At 49.8% G+C, this 17,614-nt stretch carries 16 protein-coding genes; 6 read left to right on the forward strand and 10 right to left on the reverse strand.

All coding sequences use genetic code 11. The features are described from left to right. Positions 1-43: 43 nt before the first annotated feature. From Pla144_RS15670 to Pla144_RS15705, 8 genes are all read right to left on the reverse strand, one after another. Positions 44-1,171, reverse strand: coding sequence for an HlyD family secretion protein (locus Pla144_RS15670; RefSeq protein WP_146451610.1), 1,128 nt, complete (start codon positions 1,169-1,171; stop codon positions 44-46). Positions 1,172-1,436: 265 nt separating this feature from the next. After that, positions 1,437-1,730 (reverse strand): DUF3302 domain-containing protein, encoded by a 294-nt coding sequence (locus Pla144_RS15675; RefSeq protein ID WP_146451611.1) that lies wholly within the window; start codon positions 1,728-1,730, stop codon positions 1,437-1,439. Positions 1,731-2,165: 435 nt separating this feature from the next. Continuing rightward, positions 2,166-2,546 carry a hypothetical protein gene (locus tag Pla144_RS15680; RefSeq protein WP_146451612.1) on the reverse strand — a complete coding sequence of 127 codons (381 nt, stop codon included), beginning with the start codon at positions 2,544-2,546 and terminating at the stop codon, positions 2,166-2,168. Positions 2,547-2,797: 251 nt separating this feature from the next. Further along, complete coding sequence (locus Pla144_RS15685) at positions 2,798-4,396, reverse strand: arylsulfatase (RefSeq protein ID WP_146451613.1); 1,599 nt, start codon at positions 4,394-4,396, stop codon at positions 2,798-2,800. Between the two features lie 491 nt (positions 4,397-4,887). Continuing rightward, positions 4,888-5,151 carry a DUF202 domain-containing protein gene (locus Pla144_RS15690; protein ID WP_146451614.1) on the reverse strand — a complete coding sequence of 88 codons (264 nt, stop codon included), beginning with the start codon at positions 5,149-5,151 and terminating at the stop codon, positions 4,888-4,890. Positions 5,152-5,392: 241 nt separating this feature from the next. Beyond that, positions 5,393-5,788 (reverse strand): hypothetical protein, encoded by a 396-nt coding sequence (locus Pla144_RS15695; protein WP_146451615.1) that lies wholly within the window; start codon positions 5,786-5,788, stop codon positions 5,393-5,395. A 249-nt stretch (positions 5,789-6,037) separates the two neighbouring features. Beyond that, a complete protein-coding gene (locus tag Pla144_RS15700; protein WP_197530725.1) occupies positions 6,038-7,474 on the reverse strand; it encodes a sulfatase in 1,437 nt (478 codons plus the stop codon). A gap of 373 nt (positions 7,475-7,847) precedes the next feature. Beyond that, positions 7,848-8,552, reverse strand: a complete 705-nt coding sequence (locus tag Pla144_RS15705) for a hypothetical protein (RefSeq protein ID WP_197530726.1) — start codon at positions 8,550-8,552, stop codon at positions 7,848-7,850. On the opposite strand from Pla144_RS15705, the gene Pla144_RS15710 reads away from it, so the two are divergent. From Pla144_RS15710 to Pla144_RS15725, 4 genes are all read left to right on the forward strand, one after another. Continuing rightward, entirely contained in the window at positions 8,552-9,037 is a 486-nt protein-coding gene (locus Pla144_RS15710) for a transposase (protein WP_197530727.1), read from the forward strand. The two genes, Pla144_RS15705 and Pla144_RS15710, sit on opposite strands and share 1 nt — an antisense overlap. Positions 9,038-9,117: 80 nt before the next feature. Next, the gene (locus tag Pla144_RS15715) at positions 9,118-9,348 is read left to right on the forward strand and encodes a hypothetical protein (RefSeq protein WP_146451619.1); all 231 of its coding nucleotides are present in this window, start codon (positions 9,118-9,120) and stop codon (positions 9,346-9,348) included. Positions 9,349-9,547: 199 nt separating this feature from the next. Next, positions 9,548-10,954, forward strand: a complete 1,407-nt coding sequence (locus Pla144_RS15720) for a sulfatase family protein (RefSeq protein ID WP_146451620.1) — start codon at positions 9,548-9,550, stop codon at positions 10,952-10,954. Between the two features lie 58 nt (positions 10,955-11,012). Further along, positions 11,013-11,966 (forward strand): glycoside hydrolase family 16 protein, encoded by a 954-nt coding sequence (locus Pla144_RS15725; protein ID WP_146451621.1) that lies wholly within the window; start codon positions 11,013-11,015, stop codon positions 11,964-11,966. Positions 11,967-12,007: 41 nt separating this feature from the next. Here the strand turns inward: Pla144_RS15725 and Pla144_RS15730 are convergent, their stop codons facing one another. Continuing rightward, positions 12,008-12,766 (reverse strand): MIP/aquaporin family protein, encoded by a 759-nt coding sequence (locus tag Pla144_RS15730; protein ID WP_146451622.1) that lies wholly within the window; start codon positions 12,764-12,766, stop codon positions 12,008-12,010. Between the two features lie 66 nt (positions 12,767-12,832). Next, positions 12,833-14,356: a glycerol-3-phosphate dehydrogenase/oxidase gene (locus Pla144_RS15735; RefSeq protein WP_146451623.1), complete on the reverse strand. Its 1,524-nt coding sequence runs from the start codon at positions 14,354-14,356 to the stop codon at positions 12,833-12,835. A 277-nt stretch (positions 14,357-14,633) separates the two neighbouring features. Here Pla144_RS15735 and Pla144_RS15740 point away from each other — a divergent pair, with 277 nt between their 5' ends. After that, positions 14,634-15,221, forward strand: coding sequence for a glycerol-3-phosphate responsive antiterminator (locus Pla144_RS15740; protein WP_146451624.1), 588 nt, complete (start codon positions 14,634-14,636; stop codon positions 15,219-15,221). Positions 15,222-15,271: 50 nt separating this feature from the next. Continuing rightward, complete coding sequence (locus Pla144_RS15745) at positions 15,272-17,203, forward strand: lamin tail domain-containing protein (protein WP_146451625.1); 1,932 nt, start codon at positions 15,272-15,274, stop codon at positions 17,201-17,203. The last annotated feature ends 411 nt before the right edge of the window (positions 17,204-17,614 follow it).

Consider the following 17,614-nt stretch of genomic DNA (forward strand, 5'->3'; position numbering starts at 1 on the left):
AAACTACAAGGAGGCATAAAGTCAAAGCGACAAGCTCAGTCTATCAAAACAAGTATCCCAACCAACTCTTCATTCGCACAAGTACCATCATGGGGATTCCGGCAATTTGGGCATGATCCGTGTACACGGCTGCGTGGCCCTGAGAACCAGCCGGCATCCGCAAATCTTCACAATCGTCCAGCTTGATGCGGACAGCAAATCGAGTCTTTTCTTGCGATCTTAAAGTACTTGGCACGTTTCCAGAGGCGTCAAGTTGTCCAGCACTAGTCACATCAATCGTGGTGAGGACTTTACCTGTGAAGACCTCACCAGGATAATCCGCCAAAGCAACCTCTGCATAATTCCCGGGTTCAATCAAGAGATAGTTCTTCTGGCCAAAAGTAGCCACGACGACCCCTTGTTCTTCCGAGTCGCGATCAGCCACAAAAGTCAATACAGAATTCGCGCCCACACCCCCCACGAGCATCCCTGACTGCAGTTGCAGATTAGTGATATACCCGTCTCCAGGTGCCACGATCGTGGTTTGTTCCAGGTCGTACTTTGCATCAGCTAGTTGAGTCTGAGTTTGCTCGAGTTGTGCCTTACCAAGCTCTACCGAGATTTCCGCCTGACGAAGTCCGGCGTTCGCCTGCGCCAATGCCGCTACTGCGTCTTCATAACGCGTTAACGATCGCTCATACTCTTCTTGGGAGATTGCTTCGGTGCCAACTAGCTTTTCCGAACGGTCTCGTTCGTTGGTGGCGTACTTGAGATCGGCCGTGGCACGACGGACTGTCGCCGAAAAACTTTCGATGGAGGACTCTGCAACCTTAATTTGCTGTTCCACTTCCTGAGGGGCTGCCCTCAGCCGTTGGACCGAATTCTCATAGGGGACTTTATCGACGTCGAACAGCGGCTCTCCCTTTTTGATCGCCTCGTTGGGCTTTGCATAGATTTCAGAGACACGCCCCATTTGCTTTAGCTGGGGTATGATCGGCACAAACTTCTGGAAGACATGCACGTCCGACGTATAGGGATGGAAATATTGCATGCAGAACAGCACCGCCAGAATCGCCGCTGGCCCGATCGATGCGGTGATGATTGCCAAAGGGAGCGACAACCTCATCAGTTTCCACTTGGCAAACACAAGCCAGAGAACTAGGCAGTAGAGCCCACCAACTAACCACATCATCGAGTCAAGCCCTCCCTGATTGCTTGGCAAGGAGACGAATGCGCTTTTCAAGCGAATCGACTCGTTTTACCAACGCCGTTAGCTGTGCGTTTTCGTCGCCGGAAGTACCAACGGAATCAAGTGTTGGCGAGTTACCTTGATTCAGCTCGTGATAAAGATAGATCACAAAGACACAAGTTAATATTGCAGGAATCATGTCATGTCACAGTGCCTCCGGGGCTTCGTTCGAGGGTATCGACAACTCCCTCAAGTTGGTCAAGATGCGTCACCAACCTTGCAAGGGAAAGGGAACTTGCCTCATTAGACGACACTGCATCGGCAGTGGGCCGCAAAAAGGCCCATACCAAGGCAACAACCCACAAGATTCCCGTGGGTGTCCTAGCCAGCCGCAGATGTTAATAGCAGAGGCCTGGGGATTGCCGCGTCGGGCGGCAATTCTCCCTGGCAAGCCCGCCAAATAAACTGCAAGGGCGACACCTGCCGCCACCAAGGCAAAGAGTATCACCAGAGCCAGGACATGCAGCGCCGGACCAAGCGATTTAAACGCAAAGTCGCTCATAGATGGGCCTAAAGTATTCGGTGTCAGAAATGGACTAACTTTATGAGAAAGAGTGAATGCCTTGATTTCCTCACATTTAACTACAATTTGCAAGGAGTCATTTCGAATCTCTTCACACTCCCATTCCCATTCACGGCAAAAACCACAAGCAGGTAGTTCGGCTTCGAGTACACCTTTGTGAGACGCAGCGGCCTAATTGGCCATTGACCCAAGTAACTCAAGAAGAGGGGCATGACTGACTTGGATTAACCTCCGCCGAGGCCGATCGAAGTCGAACACTACTAACAGCACTAATGCCATCAGAAGATTCAGCACGGCCCACATCCCCCCAATGGCGTCGTCCAGAGAGTCCCGAACTATGACCGATGAGCAGACTTGACATCAACACCGAGGCCACAAGCAATACCAACACAGGCGTCTGCAAATGACTTGAAACTAGCCACTTGCGTGTTGCAGCCAGGTCGATTGTTTCATTCGTGCTCTGAACCAACGTGTTGAGTCGCGTCGGTTGTGCATCTTCCAAAAGGCGGTTGCAATTTGGTTCCACAATTGATCGAGCAATTCACGGAGTCTCGCATTGTTCTTGACCGTGGCCGTCGTATCACGTCCCTCCTCAAGTAATCTGAGACGTGCCTCAACACACTCGCGGAGAATGTCCTGTACTGCCTCACGGGCAGCTTCGTTCAAGAAATCGGCCCGCATATACGTGGTCCCCAGCGCATTAGCTTCATCCAGCACGACATGGCGGCGCTCGAAGTGCCTCGTGGAAGTCAGGGAAAATGAAAACGCGAGCAACGACCCGGCCAGGCCAAACACACTTCCCTCGACTGTGGAAACGGCACTGCGCGAAAGCTCGGAATCATCTCAGGCTCTTTTCACAGCCCAGCGGAAGCCCAGCTCATTCGATATAAAAGTGAAACATAGCAAGCACGCAATAATGGACCACGTGGGAAGCTCGTGCAAAAGTGTCAATATGCCTAATATGGTATGGCTCCCTCCAAGCCAAAATCATTAAACACTGGCAGGGCAGGGAGCCTCAAAGTTCACTTACTCACCTCTTCCCTTAACTAGTGCGAACTCCCACTCCCTTGCAACATTTCCATGGCATCGCCGACAGTAAAACTTGCTGCTTTTTGGCGGGGTGGGAACTCTTTGAAAGTTGCCATGAACTCACCCACCACATCTTGAGCAGGCAGTAACAAAAAGGCGTGGTCGAGATACCAATCCCAGTAGGTATTGGAAGTGACCGTCGCTTTTTCATAAGGATCCGTTCTTAGGTTGTAGAGCCAAGGGATGCGCGTCTTTACAAACGGCTCGCCCCAGACGGCTAGAGTGCCGGGGGAACGCTGCTGGGCGAATACGACCTTCCAATTATCAAACCGCAATCCAGTGAGATCTCCATCGTCGGAAAAATAAAGAAAGCCCTTCCGCGGTCCTTTTTCTTCTTGGCCGGTCAAATAGGGCAAGAAGTTTTGACCATCCAGGTGGACCTTAAAGTCTTTCCCGTTTGCCGAGTAACCTTTGAGCAACTTCTCCTTCACGTCGTCTTCGCCGACAGCGGCCAACAACGTCGGCAACCAGTCCATATTGGACATGATCTCGTTGCATACGGCTCCTTCTTTGATCTTGCCGGGCCAGCGGATGATACAGGGGACCCGATAAGCACCTTCCCAGTTAGTGTTCTTCTCGCTGCGGAAAGGGGTCATGGCTCCATCAGGCCAAGTGTTCATGTGCGGGCCGTTGTCCGTGCCATAGATCACGATCGTATTGTCATCCAAGCCAAGTTCGTCGAGTTTATCGAGGATCGTGCCGACGTTCTTGTCGTGGTCGATCATCGTGTCGTGATACTGGGACTGCCAGCGCCCGGCTTGCCCCACGCTTTCTGGCTTAGTGTGCGTGCGAAAATGCATGTGCGTGAAGTTTACCCACACAAAGAACGGCTTGTCTGCCTTGGCCTCGCGCTCGATGAAGTCCACCGCCCGATCGGCTACATCATCATCGATAGTTTCCATTCGTTTCTTGGTCAGCGGCCCGGTGTCCTTGATCACCTGCTTACCCACGCGACCCCAGCGAGGTTGTTCCGTCGGATCGTCCGTAGCGGAAGCCTTGCAGTCCATCACGCCTCGTGGCCCAAATTTTTCGCGAAACTTTGGATCCTTAGGATAGTCAGGCAGCTCCGGTTCCTCTTCAGCATTGAGATGATAGAGATTGCCATAAAACTCATCGAATCCATGCACCGTGGGCAAAAACTCATTGCGATCTCCCAAATGGTTCTTGCCGAATTGACCCGTCGCGTAACCGTGGTTCTTGAGTAGCTCGGCAATCGTGGGATCTTTGCTGCTAAGCCCAACCGGAGCCGCCGGCATGCCAACCTTGCTTAGACCCGTGCGGAAGACACATTGCCCCGTAATAAACGCCGAGCGACCAGCCGTGCAACTCTGCTCGGCATAGTAGTCCGTAAACAGCATCCCCTCGCGCGCCAGCCGGTCGATATTAGGCGTCTTATAGCCCATTAACCCATGGGTGTAAGCACTGATGTTTGACTGACCAATATCGTCACCCCAAATCACAACAATGTTCGGTTTATCGACAGCTTGAACGACTCCTGTGGCGAGTGCTATGCACGACAGAATTTGACAAGAGATCACACTGAACTTGAATCGCATGGTTGAGTTTTCCAGAGAGTTCAAAAAGAAAGAAAAAACAGATTCTTCGGGCTTAAACAGCCACCGTGTCAAGAACCATAAGCTAACTCGGTAAGCCGATACTTTCAATAGTTTAGATCGCTCGCGGAAAAAAGATGGACTATTGTCGATGTTTTTGGAGGAAGTATTATCCCAGCACATTCAGTGCACAGTCCTGAAACGAATCGAAATCAGGACACGGTGTGCAACCCATCGCCGCAACCAGTTTTTTGATTATGAGTAAACTCAGCAGGAGTCAATTCAGCTCAACGAATACTGGAATAAGAAAGAAAGTTAGACTCAGATGAACACTGTTTGGACGGATTTACACGGATTCCAGAGGAAGTCGGTCTGATTATGATCCGCGCTTCATCCGCTAAATCTGCGTTTGTCCGCGACTAATTTTCCCTCTTTGATTCATGCTGAAATAGTTTTTCGCACCCTGCAAGAAATTGAATCGATAATAGCACAAGTTACTCAGAGGAGAGATAATGCTTTTTAAAGTGGCGAAACCTCAGGACCCCCAGGCCACCAACGGTAATGCCCCCCACGATGATGAGCCATCCAACTATCATCAGGGGAAGAGTCTCCGCCAACAATTTCAGAATGGTTCCACCCGTGGCGAGAAGCATTAATGCCGTGCGAAGATAAGCCAGCAAAGTCCGTTCATTGGCCATCCGCGTCCGCATGAGAGCCAACTGATCGCGGACCGCACTATCGCCTTCCTTTGTAAGCATACAAGCTACCAGCCAAGATTAAAGAACCGCGAGGCAAAGAATTCGTTTCAACTAAGAGTGACAGTTGATCGTAACCAAAGTGAAGGGATGATTCAACAACCGAAGGAACTAGGAATGAGCTCACGCTTTTTTTCGCTTAGAAGCACAATCTCTCCCATCGGCGCAAATCAGCCCAATCAGCGTTTGTCCGCGTTCCATTTCTCCCAAAACCTCTGTTACCTCCGCTTCTTCATGTTCAATCTTATTCCTTGCGTCGAAACCCAGTCGTGAGCCAGATCTCCCGATCCCCCAGGTCTTGCAGCATGGAGAGCAAATGACCCTGGTGGTCGTACAGTTCCCAGATCGTACAATGCGATGCTAAGCGATTGTGATCGTCCAGTTCGATCCGAACTGCCACACGCTCACAGGCCAATTCGCGGACCTCGACAATACGCCGATGCACATTGCTCGACAGCACCCGCCATCGGCCGATCTTGACGTTGATGATGTTATCCTCACCATCGCGATACACGTCCAAGGCAGAGCGTGCCACTTTTTTGGACTCATCAGACAGGCAACTCCGCTCTTGAAGCATGTTCAACAAAATGGAATCAGTCGGGGATTGCGGCTTGAGTGAATTAGTACAGACAGAAACCATGTTCAGCACCTCCAGAATTGAAAAGGACGGGAGACGCTCCGTCCCCTGGAGTACTAAGCGAAGGGGGGATCGGGGTGTTACAAAGAATTTCTAAACCCCTGGTTTGCCGAGAAATACCCTGTTTTTGGCCGCAATTCCACCACTACCCGCATATTGGCAATTGGTGAAGATCGGGAGATTCACGCCCTATTCAAACAGAAAACTTCCCATTCACGAGATGACAGATCACTGAAGAGTTGCTGAAGTTGCTTAGAGGTTTTTCTTAGTCTTGGCTCGCTTGATCGCTTGGCTTTCAGCGGCAGCATTGTATTGAGGATTTAGATCGGTTGGCATCGGCGCTTTCAGATCGTGCTGCCATTCTTTCAGGATGCGATGTAACTCATCGCGCTTTTCCGGCAATTCTCCAGCAAGATTATTCCTCTCACGAATATCCTCACGAAGATTGAATAGCGAGATATGGCCATCCTCAATAAACTCCATCAACTTGAAATCGCCGACCCTAACAGCACTCACGGGTCGCGAGCGGAAGAGAGGGTCTCGCTGCTCAGAGTAGACAGAATAGCTTTCAAGATATGCCGGGAAATGCCAGAAAATCGGACGATCCCCGAAGCTCTCTTGTTTTCCTTGGACCAGTGGCACGATACTTCGACCATCGAGCGGCTGGTGAGGCAATGGTGCTCCGGCCATCTCGCATATTGTCGGAAAGAGATCGACTCCAATGATTGGCTCGAGTGATATTGTTCCTGGCTCTATGACACCCGGCCAATTCACAAAAAACGGGACTCGAATACCACCTTCGAAGTAGGTCCCCTTGTATCCCCATAAAGGATCCATATCCGTTGCTGGTCCATAGCCTCCGTTGTCTGAGAAGAAGAGGACAATTGTGTTTTCGCGAATCTTCAATTGATTCAGGACGGTCATTAATCTACCAATCCCGTCATCAACGGCTTGAATCATGGTCGCCATCACAACGTGATTATGAAGTTTACCCGGCTTCTTTGACTCATATTTTGACAGTAGCTCTTGTTTCGCTTGCAGAGGTGTATGAACTGCAAAATGAGAGAGAAAGACACACCACGGCTCGTCCTTGCTCTGTTTGATAAAATCGATTGCCTGGTCCGTCAATACATCGGCTAGATATTCGCCATTAGGCCCAAAATGGCCTTTGAAACCGGGCAACTTATTATACTCAACGGCCACATCGAAACCTTGTGTCTTGGGATCAGTTCCCAAGTGCCACTTTCCGAAAATGCCAGTACGATACACTGATGCCTGCAGAACTTCTGCCCATGTGACAATTTCCGGGCTCAAAGTATCAGTCCCTGAAATCGGAATCAAGCGGCGATGCTTGGCCTTTCCACGAGGCTTCGTGCCAACGTTAAAAATCTGATGTCGCGGAGTGTACTGGCCTGATAAAAGACAAGCTCGGGCTGGGGCACAATTTGCCGCGCAAGAATAGGCGTCTTGAAAGATCATTCCCTCACGCGCCAGTGTATCAATGTGTGGAGTTTCATAGAAGTCGGATCCCATGTAACCCGCATCTCTCCAACCGAAATCATCCAGATAAACAAACAAGATATTTGGGCGATCCTTCGCATAGCAACAGGCAGAGAGGACTGTTAATAGCAAGAGACAACCGACAGATTCCGTATAACGTCGATGGAGGTTGATTGAGATCGAGTTCATAGGAATCACATCTTGTAACTCGAAGGACAACATTTTGATCGATTCATCTGAATCAACTGTGAGAAGTCAGATCTTGATTTGGCCGGTAAACGACTACGGGAATTAGAGAAGAAGTTCGACAGATAGTACACATGATAACTGTTTCAAGGAGAAACGAAAGAGAAATGTGGGGAAATGAGCGTTCTCTATATTCTAACCGAGATGAAATCCTAAAGAGATTAAAGCCACTAGCCCAGCGCAATTCAAAGTGAGTACCACGAACTTTGACGCCACTCTGGGTTTAATTTCGATAATTTCTTAGTGAGAACACTATGCACTCAAAACGTTGACCGAGATTGCCAATCCGCGCAGGCAGAATGCTGAGGCGGAAAGCTTACTGAGGAAATTCCAGTAGCGGCAGGGGCAGCTCTTCCACTGGTTGCTCGACCGGAGACGGTATCTCTACCGGCGGCTGTTCATCGGCTGCTGGGCCAGATGTCAACGGCTCCTCGCTCGGCAGGCTCAGCAAAGAGACGTATTCCCGAAGCAGCCGATGCGTCGAGCGGAAGGAATGGAGTTGTGCGATCTTTCGCAATTGGTCATTGCTGGCCACCTCATCGAAGTTGTCGAGCGCAGATTTAACGGCGATCGGATCGGGTTGAACCATCGAGCTTTCGCCAGCAGTCTGTCCCTGCCTGAATTCAGCCGGCAGTCGTAAGATCGCTTGCCAATGACTGGCCGAGCGGAATCCGCTCAGATCGCGTTCCAGTCGCGAGGCGGACTTGGCAACGAGGCGGCGTTGGCGTTCCAATAGCGAGAGGTCGGCACCTTGATCGACGTCGTTATAGGTATCGACTTGCTGATCCACAGAGGGTCGTTGGCGATAATGTCGGCCGTATGCAGGTGTACCGCCGTCAACTCTCGTAAACGGCGCCCGCACGGACGTACCATAGGGAGTTCGATAGACTCGCACAAACGGCGCCTTCACATACCCCGGTCCGACTTGAACCAACTGAGCCTCAGAGACCCCCGCCGCAGCCAGAAAACTAGTGAGCATTGCCAGTTGAGAGAATATTGAATGGGAGAGCATTCGCTTCATTGAGTACCTCGAGAATCTTTGCCAGCGTGAAGTGCCCCCCTATAAGTACCTCGGTGCATGCTTCGCCCGAACTTCACCCTCATCGCCACTCAGCCATCGCTTGCTGGATCTCCTACAACGATTATGCGGAATGGCTCAGAACTGCCGGCCCACACCGGGGCCAAGATCGTGGCATCCGATGTTTTGATCCACCAGCGAATCATTCCATTAGATCCATATCCATTCAGCTCCGCACCGCGCACCACATCAACTATTACCAACAGCAACGAAGCTGGTTCATAGTCGCGGCACGTCCAACAGCTTACCGATCGTGGACCGCGGCGCGCGTCTACCAGGATTTTCGTTATCAAACCAGAAAAAGCTGGAGCCGAGATCGACGTGTCATTGGCAAGGCCGAACATCTGGCCAAGGGAGCAAAACCACGCTTTGTGTTCACCGGTTTGTCGACTGAAGATTATGAGGCAGCGACCGTTTATGAAAAATAGTATTGCGGACGCGGTAACAAGAAGAATCGCATCAAAGAGCAGCAATTGCATCTATTTGCGGACCGACGAGTACCTCCACCATGCGGGCTAAACAACTTCTACTCTGGCTTTCGAGTGTTGCTTATGTCTTGGCCAACACGCTCCGTGAGGTGGGCTTACAGGGAACCCAATTCGCCAAGGGAGGGCAGCCTCAATTACCGTTGCGGCCAGTTGCCGAAGGCATTATTTATGTGTTCGGTACGGGAGATAAATGGAGTGGTCGAAAACATTATCAGCCTCTTGCGGCATTTCTCAGCAGTTTTGTTGACTGACGGCAGCCAAAGGTCGTTATCGTAACTCTCAGGGGTTGATTTAGTTTTAGACAGAGTTCATATTCAAAAGGCAAAAATTACATATTTCCGTTGAACAGCGTTAATAAGATCCATCGAGCCAGAGAATTATTAGAAGGGCTCCACGGTTTAACCGTGGAGCCTTTTTTTGTAGCTCAGACGTATTTTTTGAAAGTTAATCATGTTACATCGATCACTGATCTGTTTTCTATCACTAACTATCGTCGCTGGAGTTATTCACGCTGCAGAGCGGCCAAATTTTGTCGTAATATTTGCTGATGACTTGGGTTACGCGGACTTGGGTTGTTTCGGTGCGAAAGATATTGAAACACCTGCTATTGATCGAATGGCTCGCGAAGGGCGTCGGTTCACAGATTTCTATGTTGCTTCTCCAACATGTACTCCTTCCAGAGCCGCGCTGCTGACCGGTTGTTATCCGCTGCGCGCCGGATTTGATGTTTCAATTGCAGTTCGCAAGGATGGGAGTCGGTCCCCAAGCCGTGTTCTTTGGCCCGGATCACCTATGGGTCTCAATCCTGAAGAGGTCACTGTGGCAGAAGCACTTCAGGATGCAGGGTATGCCACTTGCATGGTCGGTAAATGGCACCTTGGAGATCAGCCGGAATTCAATCCTGTGAATCATGGGTTTGATAAATACTTTGGCGTCTTATACAGCAATGATATGTCCCCTTATGAGTATGTTCGCGGGACTGAGCGACTCGATGAACCGCTGGATCGAGATGAGCAGCTTCAGCGGTACACCGAGGAAGCGGTCGACTTTATCCAGCGAGAACGGGATAAGCCGTTTTTTCTGTACTTAGCCCATACAATGCCCCATACGCCTTTAGGGGTGTCAGAGAAGTTTAGAGGTGTGTCCAAACGAGGCCTTTATGGGGATGTGGTTTCCGAAATCGACTGGAGCGTCGGCAAGATATTGGAAGTCCTCCGCGAGCTGGAATTAGACGAACGAACATTGGTGGTTTTCACATCTGATAATGGCCCTTGGCTACACCGCGGGGAAGATGGTGGATTAGCGACTCCGCTACGCGGGGGCAAAGGAAGTACCTATGAAGGTGGGGTGAGAGTACCGTGTATCATGTGGCAGCCAAATACCGTGCCCGCCGATTCTGTTTGCAATGAAATCTCTACTACGATGGATATTTTACCGACCTTTGTTTCGATGTCGGGGGGGGAAGTACCTACGGATCGTACCATCGATGGTTATGACATCTCGCAGCTCGTCTTAGGAGAATCCCAGGCCGCTTCACCCTATGAATATTTGCTATACTATTTTGGCAACGAACTGCATGGTGTCCGTAGCGGTCGTTGGAAGTTGCGTGCGAAGAATAATCTTCGCAATGAAAACATCTATAATTACAGCGCTCCTAAGGATGTTTACCTCCCCGCAGCACTTTACGATCTAGAGCGTGATCCCGGAGAGCAGAAATCAGTCCTCAAAGACCACCCCAAGATAGTCAAACGTCTTCAGGGTTATCTGGATGCAGCGAGGGCCGACTTAGGCGACTCGCTAACAGGTATTAAGCCTTCCAACATGCGGCCTATCGGACGAGTTGTGTCGGCACAGTAAAGAGATTTTGCTTTTCCTAGCCTCCGTGTTCCAATAATTCAGCCCTAAGAAAGACTTCATGACTACTCTCAATTGGCAAACTCGTATCGTAGTCACTTCGGTTTTATTGAATGTGCTTTTTTCAACACTGAGCCATGGCCAATCACAAGCTGCCGAAACCGTAGAATCGACTTGCGAATCTGAAGTTCTATTTTTTGACGATTTCTCCACTTCTGCTTTAGATCGTTCGCAGTGGAATGTAGAGGTCGTGGAAAAACCGCATAATAATGAACAGCAGACTTATGTGGACTCCCCGGAGACACATTATCAATTACAGGGCAGCCAAGTCGTGGGTGCTCTAAATGGTACTCTCGTGCTACACCCCCGATTTAAGGCTGGATATAGAACTCCTGGGGGAAGAACTGTCGATTTTGTTTCCAGCCGGATCAACACCAAGGGAAAGGCAGAATTTGTCTACGGTAGTATTGAATCGAGAATAAAACTTCCCAAGGGGTCGGGAATCTGGCCAGCGTTCTGGGCACTTGGGTCTGGTCCTTGGCCGGCAACTGGAGAGATTGACATCATGGAGTGTGTGGGCGAGCCGGATTGGACTAGCGTGGCACTGCACGGTCCAGGTTACTCAGGCAATACGCCTTTGGTCGAAAAACATTTCTTTAAAAGTGACGAGGACGTAGCACACTGGCATGTCTATTCCGTCGATTGGTTACCGGCGGAACTTTTATTCAAAGTAGATGGACATCCGGTCTACCGTGTGACTCGGAAAATGGTTGAGCAATACGGTGAGTGGGTGTTTGACAGCCCCAAGTATCTTATTCTCAATGTTGCATTAGGAGGGACTTACCCATCCAAGACGAATAATGTGAAATTGCCTTACTCAGGGATTCCGGAGTCCACGGTCGAACTAATTCAGAATGACAAAGCAAAGATGTTCGTCGATTGGGTCCGTGTAACAAAACATGTAAGTAATGCGCCAGCTAGTGATGGATCACATGCTGATTCGCTTGATAAATAGATTTCTATTGATCGAACTTTTACTGGTTTTGCTGGTGGACCTCAACTGATCTGCAAGTAGATGACGGCCGCCAAGACCGCGCCGGCAATGGGGCCCGCTACAGGTATCCAAGCATAGTCCCAATCGGAATCACGTTTCCCGGGGATCGGTAAGAATGCGTGGACGAGGCGAGGCCCCAGATCTCGCGCTGGGTTTATGGCATAGCCCGTGGTTCCCCCCAGAGATAAACCGATCGAGAGTACTAGCAATCCAACCGGTAGAGCACCTAGCGTCCCTAAGCCAATCTTCGCGCTGGGAGAATCGATTCCGGCAATGGTTGGCCCTTCGGCCAGCAAAGATGGCTCAACCGCTAATAAGACGGCCAGAACCAGAACCATGGTCCCAACGGCTTCGCTCAAGAAATTGCTAAAGTTCCGTCTAATTGCTGGGCCGGTTGAGAACGTAGCCAGCTTGGCATTGGCATCATCTGTCACAGCATAGTGATCTAGGTAGACAAGATACACCAGCACAGCACCTGCAATCGCCCCTGCCATTTGCGCCCCGAGGTAACCCGCTACATTCGCCCAGTCAAATTCACCCGCCGCGGCCAGGCCCAAGGTGACTGCCGGATTGAGGTGGGCTCCGCTCATCGGGCCAACACACCAGACACCGACAAACACTGCCATTCCCCAGCCAAAGGTAATGACGATCCAACCGGAATGATGCCCCTTGGTTTCAGATAAGTTGACATTGGCAACAACCCCGTTGCCCAGCAGAACCAATAGCAAAGTGCCCAGAAATTCACCTAAATAAGCAACCATCCGCGAAAGCTCCTATAGAACAAGATCAGATTCAAAGTTTGTCAAAAGAGTAGTCTGAAGACCAAGTCACGATTTGCTATATGTATCTTCTCGCGACAAAATACTTGGGTTTCCATTCAAACTATTATTGAAGTGGGGTGGAGGAACTTTGCCGGATTCAGCAAGCATTTCATAGTGGCTAAGTTCTCGATTCATTGCAACATCGCTCCAGCCAAGGAAGTTCCCCATCCAGTCTGCTACAATCCTGGCAATGCTCATGTGGTCTGAGTGATAATAGCGCCAACTCGTGCGTCGAATCATCACGTCATCAAGATGCACTGCCCATTCCTGGTTGCAATAGTGTTCAACTGCCGCTTCTGACACTTCGGGGGGGAGAATGCCACTCACATGAATTGAATTCGGAGTCTCTAAGAGTGGCGTTGTGGCAGTACGGCAGGGTTCGATAGATGGTCGAAGAAAATGAGCTACGGCATCCACTGTTTCCTCAGCCATTAGCCGATAAGAAGTTAGTTTGCCACCCGTTACATCCCACCATCCCGGATGACTCATCTTGATCTCGTGCCGACGAGAAATGTCCGATGGATTTCCATGCTTGTCGGCTACTAGAGGCCGCAAGCCAGCCCATGTGGAGAGGACGTCTTGGTTCGAAAGGCCGACGGCAGGAAACGCCTCGTTTACTACGTCGAGCACGTATTGTTGATCTTCAGGTTCGCAGCGAGGAGAGTCGATCGGTCCGTCGTAGTCTGTGTCGGTGGTCCCCAGTATTACACGTTCACCCCAGGGGATAGCGAAAAGAATCCTTGACCCTTCCGCAAATACTACTGCGTCCGGCACGGGGAGACGCGAACGATCGATGACCAGATGAACTCCTTTGGTAAGACGCAGAGAAGTTTTGGAGTGTGGCAGATTATGAGACCAGGGCCCCGTCGCGTTGATGACACACTTGGCATGAATTTCATAGGACACATTTGTTGTCGTATTTTGCAATTCGCAACGCCAGATATCATTTTCTTGGTGTGCGTCGATAAAACGAACGTAATTGGTAACTGAGGCACCGTGATTACATGCCGATCGGAGGGTGTCTACTGTCAATCGCGCATCGTTGGTTATGCCGTCAAAGTAGCGCACTGCACCGCTCAAATTCGAGGTCTGCAAACCTGGGAGAAGTTCGAGAATCTGTTTTCGATTAAGAACGGTGCTTTTCCCTAGATTACGTCTACCGCATAGAAGATCGTAAACTTTGACACCGATCCCCAGTTTCCAGAGTGACCATGTCGATCTCTTGTGGGTGGGGAAAATGAAAGCTAAGGGATCAGAAAGATGAGGTGCGATTTTGTGGATGACCATTTTCTCGCGGCTGGCCTCGCGGACGAGTCCAATGTTGCCTTGTGCGAGATAGCGAATACCCCCATGCAGCAGTCGACTTGATCGGCTACTTGTCCCTGATGCGAAATCCTGTTTGTCGATCACCGCAGTGGCTAACCCTCGCATCGCGGCATCCCGGGCCACGCCGGAACCAACGATCCCGCCCCCGACGACAAGCAGATCGAATTCACGATTAGAGAGATCTTTCTCGGTTGCTAAAGCCATGGGCGATATTCCAGTGATTGCGCAATAAAAAAAGGCCCCGCGGTAACACCGCAGGGCCTTCTATTTTTTCTCTAGGCCACTAAGTGCACTAACCGGCAATTGCCGAGATAGCAAATATCGAATTGTTCTTACTAGTTTATACTGTACACTTGATCGAAGTAGTGTCAATTAACTTGTTGCAGTTAATAGCAGTTACTTTATACGCTTGCCATTCGGTATTGACAGGCTTGATTGGTCGAACCGTCGCTGATTCCCGCAACTTTTCACTTCCAGTAAGATGCCAAGTTCTCATCAAATAGATCGTTTTTTCACAAAGCCCGTCATACCGGTCCTCTGGGATATTGGAGCATATTCCGATGTGATTGCCTTAGCAAGTAGCGTAATTCTGCAAGGGGGGCCAATTGTAGAATTATCGAGAGCCATTGATCGCTTTGCCAATCCTCCACTCGATCATTTGCGAATCTTGGTGCATATTGATCTCGTCGCAGGTCTCGAAGCCAACGAAGCTGGACTCGAACTATTGGCTGACATGGGGAATATTGATGGCATAGTAACGGTTCATCATCAGTTAACGAAAGCAGCAAAACGCTTGGGGCTTCTCTCGATCGTCAGAATGTTTCTCTCCGATAGTCGGGCCTTGGAACGCGGGCTAAACGTCGCTGAAAAATCGCGAGCAGATGTTGTCGAAATCTTGCCTGCGGCGGCAGCTGTCAAGGTAGCTTATGAACTCCGTTCCTGTTCCATTCCACACATTACTGGGGGCCTTTGTCGTACAGAAGTCGACATCCGAGAGGCTCTCGAAAGTGGGTGCCTGGCAGTCACGAGCACACGTCCAGAGCTTTGGAGACTGAACGAGAAGATATAGGCGAGTATTGGTATAATAGATCAATTCGGCGTTTCTGAGGTAGTCTTGCCATGTGTGTTATCAGTTCTGCTCGTGCTTTAATCCCTTTCATGCTGCCCAGCATTCAATTGGTGGTATTTCTACTCACTTGCTTTTCTACTCGGCTGGCTGTCGCTGAGGTGATTATTAGTGAGATTATGTATGATCCTCAGGGTTCGGATACTAATAAGGAATGGGTCGAACTATTTAATACCGGGTCTTCAGCGGTTGATCTCGGTGGGTGGACACTTGAGGACATACAAGACGGCAGCGTATCTTCGGTGATTCAATCCGGTGTCGTATTGTTACCGAGTCAGGCTCTCGTCCTCACTGGAGATTCTGCGTTGTTTGATGTGAATTGGGGGCTGGGGATTAATCGCTTGCAACTTAGTTCCTTTCCGACTTTGGCCAATACTCCCTCACCAACAAATGAAATCATCGCAATCCGCGATCATCTAGGAATCGTTCGTGACCAGGTGAACTATGACGATGAATTTGGCTGGCCTGACCTGGTAGGCTCGGACGGGGAGAGTATTTTTCTGCGGCCGAACGCTCTTTCCGCATCACAGAATGACGACGGTACAAACTGGCTTCCCTCAATGACCGGACTCTATGGCGCTTTTTTTACCAGCATGGGTGGCCTCGGAGAAAACCACGGCTCTCCCGGCTATGTGGAACGTCAAATCCAGGAACCGTTTGTTCCATCACCTGATGCCGCTTGGTCGATGGTAATTTTTCCAGATACGCAGAACTATGTGAAGAACGCCTCCCAAGTTCCAATACTGAGCGAGATGACTCAGTGGGTGAGAGACAATCGAGAATCTTGGGGCATCCAACTGGTCTTGCAAGAAGGTGATATCGTCAATAACAACGACACAGTAACTCCAAATAGTGGAGACCAAGACAGTTCGCAACAGTGGCAACATGCCAAAGATGCTTTTTCTCTACTCGATGGGCAAGTGCCTTACATTTTTGCTACTGGCAACCATGATCACGGTTTTCTGAACACGGAAAACCGCGACACGGAGTTTAATACTTATTTTAGCTCCTCAGATAATCCTTTGGTCGACCCCACTCAAGGGGGTATTCTGAAAGGAGTCAAGGATCCAGGCGAATTGCAGAATGCGTATTACGAGTTCACCGCTCCCGACGGACGGGAAATTCTTGTCGTTAGCCTGGAGTGGGCACCGCGCCAACAGACCGTCGCCTGGGCGAATCAAATTGTTTCGCAATCCAAGTATGAGGAGCATACAACAATACTACTCACTCACGGCTATACGGATCAGGATGACACCAGATGGCAAATAGATCCCGCTACTTATCCAGCAGTTACTGATGGGAACGATGGGGAGGATCTTTGGAACGAACTCGTCAAACTTCACGGAAATTTTGAGTTCGTATTTAGCGGTCATGTAGGTGGGGACGGCCTGGGATACCTAACCAGCAATGGCGTTGAAGGAAATCTCGTGCACCAAATCCTTTTCAACACGCAGTTCGAAGCGAATGGCGGCAGCGGTTGGATTCGTGTGTTGGAATTTCTCGATGATGGGCATACTGTGCGCGTGCGAACCTACTCTCCGCACCACGATCTGCAAAAAACTGATCTCGCCAATGCGTTCTTGATGGACATTTCCCCAATCCCAATTTTCACTGCTGATTTCGATGGCGATGGAGATGTCGATGCTGCTGATCTGGTTAAATGGCAAGAAGCCTATGGTTTGACTTCATTGGCGGATGCAGATCAGGATGGAGATAGTGACGGAGCAGATTTCTTGGAATGGCAAAGGCAGTTCGGATCAGGAACTCCTGGCACAGAATCGCTTCGCACAGTACCAGAACCGAATTCAATTCTACTAATCATAATTGTCGGATTTTTTCAATCGTGGTATTTTCGTTGCGTACAACAATTGACCTGCCCAGGGATTGCGATAATTTCGGACCATTTGGTTACAAATCGTCGGTAGAAGGATATTTCTCCGAGAAATTCACTGGATTTACTGGTATCTGCTGGATGCTGGTAAAGGCATTTTCTTGTTCGCCCCTCAGTAAACTGAGCCGGAGGAATCAAACTCCCAAACTGTTGACAAGCATTCTATAGCTGTTAATATCTGGAGATAACTTGAAAACTTAGCCTTTTGTGGGCACTAAGGTCGAGTGAGCCAGAGAATAATGAGAAAGGCTCCGCGAACTGTTCGCGGAGTCTTTTTTTTTGCAAACCCTTTTCAAGATAGGTTTTCTTTTCATTGTAGCGGAGAGATTAACGGTTTTTTCACAAACAGATCGTAAAATCTCCCCCAAATGGGCAGCAATTGTTCTGAACGAACACTAGTTTTAGGGCGATCAACTTATTCATAGTCACGCACATTTCTACCGAT

Source organism: Bythopirellula polymerisocia (assembly GCF_007860015.1).
GTDB lineage: Bacteria > Planctomycetota > Planctomycetia > Pirellulales > Lacipirellulaceae > Bythopirellula > Bythopirellula polymerisocia.

Excerpts from the sequence above, each read along its gene's own strand:
- Pla144_RS15670 (WP_146451610.1), bottom strand. The coding sequence starts at position 1,171 with ATGATGTGGTTAGTTGGTGGGCTCTACTGCCTAGTTCTCTGGCTTGTG.
- Pla144_RS15675 (WP_146451611.1), bottom strand. The coding sequence starts at position 1,730 with ATGAGCGACTTTGCGTTTAAATCGCTTGGTCCGGCGCTGCATGTCCTG.
- Pla144_RS15685 (WP_146451613.1), bottom strand. The coding sequence starts at position 4,396 with ATGCGATTCAAGTTCAGTGTGATCTCTTGTCAAATTCTGTCGTGCATA.
- Pla144_RS15690 (WP_146451614.1), bottom strand. The coding sequence starts at position 5,151 with ATGCTTACAAAGGAAGGCGATAGTGCGGTCCGCGATCAGTTGGCTCTC.
- Pla144_RS15695 (WP_146451615.1), bottom strand. The coding sequence starts at position 5,788 with ATGGTTTCTGTCTGTACTAATTCACTCAAGCCGCAATCCCCGACTGAT.
- Pla144_RS15700 (WP_197530725.1), bottom strand. The coding sequence starts at position 7,474 with ATGAACTCGATCTCAATCAACCTCCATCGACGTTATACGGAATCTGTC.
- Pla144_RS15705 (WP_197530726.1), bottom strand. The coding sequence starts at position 8,552 with ATGAAGCGAATGCTCTCCCATTCAATATTCTCTCAACTGGCAATGCTC.
- Pla144_RS15715 (WP_146451619.1), top strand. The coding sequence starts at position 9,118 with ATGCGGGCTAAACAACTTCTACTCTGGCTTTCGAGTGTTGCTTATGTC.
- Pla144_RS15720 (WP_146451620.1), top strand. The coding sequence starts at position 9,548 with ATGTTACATCGATCACTGATCTGTTTTCTATCACTAACTATCGTCGCT.
- Pla144_RS15725 (WP_146451621.1), top strand. The coding sequence starts at position 11,013 with ATGACTACTCTCAATTGGCAAACTCGTATCGTAGTCACTTCGGTTTTA.
- Pla144_RS15730 (WP_146451622.1), bottom strand. The coding sequence starts at position 12,766 with ATGGTTGCTTATTTAGGTGAATTTCTGGGCACTTTGCTATTGGTTCTG.
- Pla144_RS15735 (WP_146451623.1), bottom strand. The coding sequence starts at position 14,356 with ATGGCTTTAGCAACCGAGAAAGATCTCTCTAATCGTGAATTCGATCTG.
- Pla144_RS15740 (WP_146451624.1), top strand. The coding sequence starts at position 14,634 with ATGCCAAGTTCTCATCAAATAGATCGTTTTTTCACAAAGCCCGTCATA.
- Pla144_RS15745 (WP_146451625.1), top strand. The coding sequence starts at position 15,272 with ATGTGTGTTATCAGTTCTGCTCGTGCTTTAATCCCTTTCATGCTGCCC.